Source organism: Variovorax soli NBRC 106424 (assembly GCF_001591385.1).
Taxonomy (GTDB): Bacteria; Pseudomonadota; Gammaproteobacteria; order Burkholderiales; family Burkholderiaceae_C; genus Variovorax; species Variovorax soli.
Genome location: NZ_BCUU01000162.1, coordinates 1 through 7,212 on the forward strand (window position 1 = coordinate 1; position 7,212 = coordinate 7,212).

Sequence of the window (7,212 nt, forward strand, 5' to 3'; positions counted from 1 at the left end):
GCGCCCTGTCGTGGGCGCGGGCGAGCAGCGCGGCAAGGCCGTCCACATCCGCCGGCTGAAGTCGGCCGGCCGCCAGCCGCTCGCTGAACAGCGCGCCGTCGGCAAACCGCCGCATGCACACGGCGTATTCCAGCACCGGTCCGTCGCCATCGATCTGCGGGCCCGAGGCGCTGTGCGTGATGCGCGCAACGCCCAGGTAGAGCGAAGGCGCCATCGACCGGTTCACCCGCACTTCTTCGGCGCACAGCCGCTTGCGCCGGGCCAGCGTGGAGTAGTCCAGGAACGGCAGCCGCACCGGCTTCTTCACCTTGTAGGCGAAGCCGGCCGTCAGCAGGATCCACGAGATGTGGGTCTCGACAATTCTTGCGCCAAGGTGCCGCGCCAGTGCGCGCACCAGCAGTCCGGAAACGTCCCGCTCGTCTTCTCTCATCGAACGATCAATACCGGAACACTGCAGTTCGCCAGCACCTTTGTCGCCACCGAGCCGAGCACCAGGTTGCCGAGCGCGCCATGGCCGTGCGAGCCCATGATCACCAGGTCGAATCCGCCCTTGGCCGCCGCCGCGGCGATCTCCTTGTCGGCCGGCCCCGCGCGATGGGCGAACGAGGCCTCGATGCCGCTTTCGGCCAGCAGGGCCCGCACGGGGTCGAGCACCTTGCGGGCTTCGTCCTCGTAGTAGCCGTGCAGCGTGGCCGAACTCACGAAGGATGCCGCATGCGGCGGCACCGGCAGCACCGCATGGAAGACCGCGTAGGTGCTGCCCGGTCCCCCGAGCGCTTCCTTGTGGGTAGCGAGGTAGGACAGCATGCGCCGGGTGTATTCGCTGCCATCGACGGCAAGAAGAATCTTCATTCTGTGGTTCCTTTTTTTCAGATGGTTGTCATGTCCAGGCAGTCGCCGCGCCCGCGACTCAGCGCAGCACAAGCACCGGCAATGCCGAATGCGTCAGCACATGCTGCGTCTCGCTGCCCAGCAGCAGGCGCTTGATCCCCTTGCGGCCGTGGGACGCCATGACGATCAGGTCGCACTTGTGCTTCTTGGCCGCCAGCAAGAGCGCCTGCGCCACCAGGTCGCCGCTGATGGCCGCGGTCCTGGTTCTCACGCCCTCGGCGTTGGCCCGCTCGGCGACGCCGTCGAGCAGGTCCTGGGCCTCGTGCGACCACCGGCTTTCGATGGCGCCGATCTCTTCGGCCGAGAAGGCCACCGCGCCTTCGAAGTAGCTCAGGGGGTAGCGCGGCACGACATTCACGACCAGCAGTTCCGCCTGGTGCGTGCGCGCCATGCCGATGGCGCATTTCACGGCCTTTCTCGACAGGGTGCTGCCATCGGTGGCGACCAGGATCTTCTTGAACATGAGGTTTGCTGCACAGGGCTCGACTGCATGCCAGCTTAGGCGCCGCCGCGTCGGCGGCCTTGATGCAGATCAAGGCCCGGTTCGGCCGGCCGTGGAGACTGCGTGCATGCCACATCGCGCAGGCATGGCGGCACCACCGCCGCGCCGTCGCCTTCAGGAAGAACCCACTTGAACCGCAAGCTCGTCATCGCCGTGTCGCTGGCCGTGTGCCTGCCGGCCACGGCGGCCATCGCCTGGTGGTGGTGGCCGGTTCGGGTGCTGACCGCCGCGCCGACGCGCGGCGCGGCCATCGACGCCGTGTACGCCACCGGTACGGTGGAACCCACGGTTCAGATGCCCGTCGCCCCGAGAAGCGGCGGACGCCTGCAGGCCATCGCCGCCGACGAAGGCCAGCGCGTGCAGCGCGGCCAGGTGCTGGCGCGCGTGGAATCGAGGGACCTTGACCAGACCGTGGAAGAGATGCGCGCCCGCGAGCAGCTCGCCCAGGCGCAGTTCGAGCGCACGCGGCAGCTGTTGCAGCAGCACTTCATCTCCTCGGCGGAGTTCGATCGCGCCCGCGCCGAGCTGCGCGCCGCGCAGGCGGCCACGCGTCGTGCGCAGGCCCTGAACGACTACAACCAGCTCGTGGCGCCGGCCGATGGCGTGGTCCTGCGGCGCGACGGCGAAGCGGGCCAGTTCGTGCCTTCGGGGCAGGCGGTCTTCACCCTGGCCTGCTGCGCACCGCTGCGGGTGTCGGCGGAAGTCGATGAAGAGGACATCGCCCGCGTGGCCCTGGGTCAGGCGGTATCCATGCGCAGCGATGCCCTGCCCCAACGGATCTTCGAGGGCACGGTGTCCGACATCACCCCGAAGGGCGACCCCATTTCCCGCAGCTACCGCGTCCGAATCCGGCTGAACGATGCGCCGTCGGTGGATGGCGGCCCGATGCGCAGCGGCATGACGGTGGATGCCAACCTGATCGTCGCGCGCCGCGAGGCGGCATTGCTGGTGCCCAGCAGCGCCGTCAGGAACGGCCAGGTCTGGCTGCTGGCCAATGGGCGCCTGCACCGCAAACCCGTGACCGCCGGCGCCGCGGGCGCTGCCCAGACCGAGATCCGGTCGGGGCTGGCCGATGCGGACGTGATCGTGGTGTCGCCCGCGGACAACCTGCGCGAAGGGCAACGGGCGCGCGGGAAGCCGGCGGCCAGCAGCATCTCGCTCGGCTCGCCCCTGGCACAGCGCTGACGGCCATGACCATCACCCTGGACATTGCGCTGGCCCACCTCGTCACCCGCAGGCGGCAGACGCTGGTTTCCATCACCGGCGTCGTGCTCGGCGTGGCCTTCTTCCTGGGCGTGTCGGGGCTGATGCGCGGGTCCGAACACGATTTCCTCAAGCGCCTGGTCGACAACAGCCCGCACATCACGGTCTATGACGAGGTGCGGCAGGGGCGGCTCCAACCAGCCGCGTTGCAATGGCCGGATGCCGCTGTGCAAGTGCACAACGTGCGCCCGCTGCGCGAAACGCGCGGCATCCGCGGCTGGCGGGAAAAGCTCGACTTCATCGAAGCGCTGCCGGGCGTGCGCGCGGCGCCCGTGCTCGCCGATGCCGCGGTTCTCACCTTTGCCGGGCGACAGCAGGGGGTGACGCTGTCCGGCGTGGTGCCGCAGAAGATGAAGCACGTGACCACCATCGAGGAAAAGATGCAGGAGGGGTCGCTGGACGCCCTGGCGGCGGACCCGAACGGCATCATCATCGGCCGGGGCCTGGCCGACAAGTTCAGCCTGCGGGTGGGTGGCACGCTGGTCGTGCTGGCGGCCGACGGCAGCAGCCGGTCGCTGCGGGTGGTCGGCATCTTCCGTACCGGCAACGCGAGCTACGACGAGAACCAAGCCTTCGTCCTGCTCAAGCGCGCGCAGGCCTTGCTCGGGCGCGTGAACCGGGTCAACCGGGTGATCATGCAGCTGGAAGACCCGTATGCGGCACAGGCCGTGGCGCAGGCGATCGAAGCTGCCACGGGCTACAAGTCGGTGTCGTGGATCGAGGCCTCGGAAGATCTGCTGAGCCTGCTGCTGGTGCGCAACATCATCATGTTCAGCGTCGTCGCCGCCATCCTGGTGGTGGCCGGCTTCGGCATGTACAACACCATCTCGACCATCGTGATGGAGAAGACCCGCGACATCGCCATCATGAAGTCGATGGGTTTCCATCCGCGCGACCTCAGGCGCATCTTCCTGCTGGAGGGCGCCATCGTGGGATCGAGCGGCAGCCTGCTGGGCATTGTGCTCGGCCTGGGGCTCATGCGCCTGCTCGCCGAAGTCGAGATCCGTCCGCCGGGGGTGACGGAGATCGTGCACCTGCCCATCTTCTGGGGCGGCACCCAGTTTGCGCTGGCGGCCGCCTTCGCCATGCTGTCGTGCCTGGCCGCCTCGTACCTGCCCGCGCGGCGCGCGGGACGGCTGCGGCCGGTCGACATCCTCCGGGGCGCGACATGAACGCCCTCCCCGGCGCAGCAGGCCCCTTGATCCGCATGGAGCACGTCTCGCGCGTGCTGCACGGCGAGGTGCCGGTCACGCTGGTGGATGACGTCAGCCTTCAGATCGAGCGAGGCGAGTTCGTCTGCGTGATGGGGCCGTCCGGCTCGGGCAAGTCTTCGCTGCTGTACCTGCTGGGCCTGCTGGACGTGCCCAGCAGCGGCACCATCTGGGTGGACGGACAGGACACGACCGGCCTGGACGACGACGCGCTGGGCGATTTCCGCCTGTCGAGGCTGGGCTACGTCTTCCAGTTCCACTTCCTGCTGCAGGAGTTCAGCGTACTGGACAACGTGGCACTGCCGATCCGCAAGCTGGGCAGGCTCACGGACGAGGCGGCGCGGGCGCGGGCGAGCGATCTGCTCGACCAGTTCGGCCTCACCGGCCAGCATCACAAGCGCCCGAGCCAGCTCTCGGGCGGGCAACGCCAGCGGGTCGCCATTGCGCGCGCCATGGCCAACGAGCCGCTGGTGATCCTGGCCGACGAACCCACCGGAAACCTGGACTCGGTCGCCAGCGCCAACGTGCGCGACATGCTGCGCCAGCTCACGCGCGAGACGAACAGGAGCGTGGTGGCGGTGACGCATGACGCGTCCTTCGCCTCGGTGGCGGATCGCCGCATCGGCATCGTCGACGGCCGCATCGACATGAGCTGGCGGCCGGACGGTCTCGCGTGAAGATGCTGGCGCCGCTTCTGGCGCACAGACCGTTTACGCGCCGTTTCCCAACGTTGCGCTGCATTGAACGGGGTGGCACAGACGGCGAATAGATTGCATGTCATGGAGTCAATGCAACTGGAGGATGACATGAACACCTCGCCTGCTGCCGCTTCCTTCGAACTGCGCTTCGATTCGCTCTACGCCAATCGCCGCTCCTACAGCTTTCCCTGCGACGCGTGCGGCCTGGTGGACATGGATTCGCTCAGCGAGCGCAGCCGCCTCAACTACCTGTATGCGCGTGCCATGATCGGCGTGGAAGTCGCCTGGCCGGACGTCCGGCTGAGCGCCCTGCACTGAACAGCGGACCGCCGGGCAATGGCCGCGATCAACCGGCCGCCTCCTCGATGCGCACCATCGGCATCTGCGTGCGCATGAAGCCCAGTGCATAGTCCAGCGCGCCGCGGCCTTGCGCGTGCAGCGTGAGCAGCGGCTGCCCGACCTGCACCCGGTCGCCAATCTGCGCATGCAGGCTGGCGCCCGCGGCCGCATCGCGCGGCGCGCCGGCCAGCTTGGCGGCCCGTGCGAGCAGGCGGGTATCGATCGAGACCACCACGCCGCTGGCATGCGCGGCCACCACATGCGTCTGCGCTGCCTTGGGCGGCACCCGCATGCCGCCCTGCGCCTCGCAGATGTCGATGAACCTGGCCAGCGCGCGCCCATCGTCGAGCACCTGGCGTGCCAGCGCCTGGCCCGCGCTCTGCGCCGCCTTGCCGGCCATCTCCAGGATCAGGCCCGCGAGCCGCAGCGCGCGCTCGCGCAGGTCGGCCGGGGCGCCCGGTGCGCGCTCGAGCACCGACATCACATCCATGGCTTCGAGCGCCGGTCCGATGCCGCGCCCCACCGGCGCGGCGCCATCGGTGAAGACCGTCTGCACCCGCAGCCCGAGCTCGGCCCCGACGGTCGTGAGGCTCCTGGACAGCGCGACTGCGGCATCGATGCTGCGCACCTTCGTCAAGGGACCGACCGGCAGGTCGATCAGCACGCCCTGCGAGCCCACCGCCACCTTCTTCGACAGGACCGAGGCGACCAGCAGCCCTTCGCTGTCCAGGCCCAGCGGCCGCTCCACGCGGATGAGGATGTCGTCGGCCGGACTGACGCCGGTGTTGCCGCCCCAGACGATGCAGGCCTGCTCGCGCTCCACCACCCTGCGCATCGCGGCCAGGCCCAGGTCGACCGGCGCCAGGACTTCCATGACGTCGGCGGTCCCGGCGGCCGAGGTGATGGCGCGCGAAGAAGTCTTGGGCATGGTCACGCCAAGTGCGGCCACGATCGGGACCACCACCAGGGTCGTGCGGCTGCCGGGAAGCCCGCCGATGCAGTGTTTGTCCATGACGGGCGAGCGGTCCCACACCAGCCGTTCGCCCACGTCGACCATCGCACGCGTCAGCGCCACCGTCTCGGCGTGGTCCACCGCCTTGCCCGCGCACAGCGTGATGAGCGATGCAAGCTGGATGTCCGGCACCCGCCCATGGCTCACGTCCTCCATCAGGCTGCGCAGCGCCTCGTAGCCGAAGGGCTGGCCGTGCACCTTGGCGCGCAGATGGGTCGTCGACTCGAGCAGCGGGGGGTGGCGCACTTCCACCAGGTCGCCCTCCTGCGCGCCCAGAAGGGACCACGCGACGTCGGACAGCGCCACTTCGTGCGTGTGCAGCCATTCGCCGCTGACGTGGTTCAGGATCGCCAGAAGGTGGCGTGCGCCGCAGATCAGCTCCACCTGGGCCTGCGCCTCGAACCCCTCCGCACGGCAGACGGGGCAGTCGCTGCGCAGGTAGACCACCGGCTGCTGGTAGGTGTCGATGCGGGCGCGCCGCGCCATCAGGCGATCGTTGCTCATCGTGCCCTCAAGTCCAGGCGCCGCCAGCGAGTGGGCATGACGGTGGCCGCCTTGTACGGCGCGCGCTCATTTCCTATTGCCTGGCGGGACAGGTACTGGCGCAGGCGGAATATCCGTCACGGCATGCGCGCAGGACCCCGGCGCCGCTACTGAGTCGGGGTGTCATGGCCGTTTCTCTTCTGGCGCGCAGGCTTCAAGGGCGCCAGTGAATCGAGGACCTTGCGGAAGTTCGCATCGCTGAGCTTCTGAAGGGAATGCAGCCCCGCTCTCAGGAGCTCGCTCTTCCTGGCGGGCCGGGCCAGCTCGGCTGCACGCTTCTTGAAGGCGGCGATCAGTTCATAGTCCGCCTTCGGCATCTTCAGGCTGACCCGCACGACGCGTGCCTTTGCCTTCTTGGCAGGCACGGTCGGCTGCTGCGCGGGCTCGGAGATCGCCGGGGCGGCTTGCGAGGCGGAAGTCTTTTGCATGTCTCACTCCTTTATCGAGGGCCTGTGGTTGCCATCCGATTCTGGAATCCGCCGTGCCGAGCTCGTTTGATGTGCATCAAATGCGGCCGGTCCGGCGCATTGCAGACCCGCCAGCGTCCACACCGATCGGCTGGCACCTCCGCCCGGCAGGCCACCGCTTGCGATAGCGCAAAGGTCCCGCAGGCCGCCGATAGCAAGCTCGCAGCTCGATCCCATTCGGAGGTCCTATGCGAGCAATGAACCTGATTGCATGGCTGGCCATCGCATCGGGCGCGGCGCCGGTCGCAGCCGCCGCAGCTGCCAAGGAGCCGTTGGCCCCCGCGTC

Annotated in this window: 8 protein-coding genes and 1 pseudogene; 4 read left to right on the plus strand and 5 right to left on the minus strand. The window is 68.8% G+C overall.

Going from position 1 to position 7,212, the window contains the following annotated elements; genetic code table 11:
- The 3 genes and pseudogenes from VSO01S_RS25340 to VSO01S_RS25350 form a co-directional block, all read right to left on the minus strand.
- Positions 1 to 430 (minus strand): annotated as a pseudogene (locus tag VSO01S_RS25340) (bifunctional aminoglycoside phosphotransferase/ATP-binding protein); the annotation flags it as partial.
- The gene (locus VSO01S_RS25345; protein WP_068645543.1) at positions 427 to 852 is read right to left on the minus strand and encodes a universal stress protein; all 426 of its coding nucleotides are present in this window, start codon (positions 850 to 852) and stop codon (positions 427 to 429) included. The gene VSO01S_RS25345 and the pseudogene VSO01S_RS25340, both read right to left, overlap by 4 nt.
- Positions 853 to 910: 58 nt before the next feature.
- Positions 911 to 1,354, minus strand: a complete 444-nt coding sequence (locus tag VSO01S_RS25350; RefSeq protein ID WP_068645544.1) for a universal stress protein — start codon at positions 1,352 to 1,354, stop codon at positions 911 to 913.
- Positions 1,355 to 1,522: 168 nt separating this feature from the next.
- On the opposite strand from VSO01S_RS25350, the gene VSO01S_RS25355 reads away from it, so the two are divergent.
- The 4 genes from VSO01S_RS25355 (at position 1,523) to VSO01S_RS25370 (ending at position 4,883) form a co-directional block, all read left to right on the plus strand.
- Positions 1,523 to 2,578, plus strand: coding sequence for an efflux RND transporter periplasmic adaptor subunit (locus VSO01S_RS25355; RefSeq protein WP_068645545.1), 1,056 nt, complete (start codon positions 1,523 to 1,525; stop codon positions 2,576 to 2,578).
- A gap of 5 nt (positions 2,579 to 2,583) precedes the next feature.
- Positions 2,584 to 3,828 carry an ABC transporter permease gene (locus VSO01S_RS25360; RefSeq protein WP_068645546.1) on the plus strand — a complete coding sequence of 415 codons (1,245 nt, stop codon included), beginning with the start codon at positions 2,584 to 2,586 and terminating at the stop codon, positions 3,826 to 3,828.
- Entirely contained in the window at positions 3,825 to 4,544 is a 720-nt protein-coding gene (locus tag VSO01S_RS25365) for an ABC transporter ATP-binding protein (protein WP_068645547.1), read from the plus strand. Before VSO01S_RS25360 ends, VSO01S_RS25365 begins: the two co-directional genes overlap by 4 nt.
- Before the next feature lie 129 nt (positions 4,545 to 4,673).
- Positions 4,674 to 4,883, plus strand: coding sequence for a hypothetical protein (locus tag VSO01S_RS25370; protein ID WP_068645548.1), 210 nt, complete (start codon positions 4,674 to 4,676; stop codon positions 4,881 to 4,883).
- A 28-nt stretch (positions 4,884 to 4,911) separates the two neighbouring features.
- On the opposite strand, the gene VSO01S_RS25375 is transcribed toward VSO01S_RS25370, so the two are convergent.
- The gene (locus VSO01S_RS25375) at positions 4,912 to 6,420 is read right to left on the minus strand and encodes a thymidine phosphorylase family protein (RefSeq protein WP_068645549.1); all 1,509 of its coding nucleotides are present in this window, start codon (positions 6,418 to 6,420) and stop codon (positions 4,912 to 4,914) included.
- 146 nt (positions 6,421 to 6,566) lie between these two features.
- On the minus strand, positions 6,567 to 6,887 hold the full coding sequence (locus VSO01S_RS25380; protein ID WP_068645550.1) for a hypothetical protein: 321 nt from the start codon (positions 6,885 to 6,887) through the stop codon (positions 6,567 to 6,569).
- Between the last annotated feature and the right edge of the window lie 325 nt (positions 6,888 to 7,212).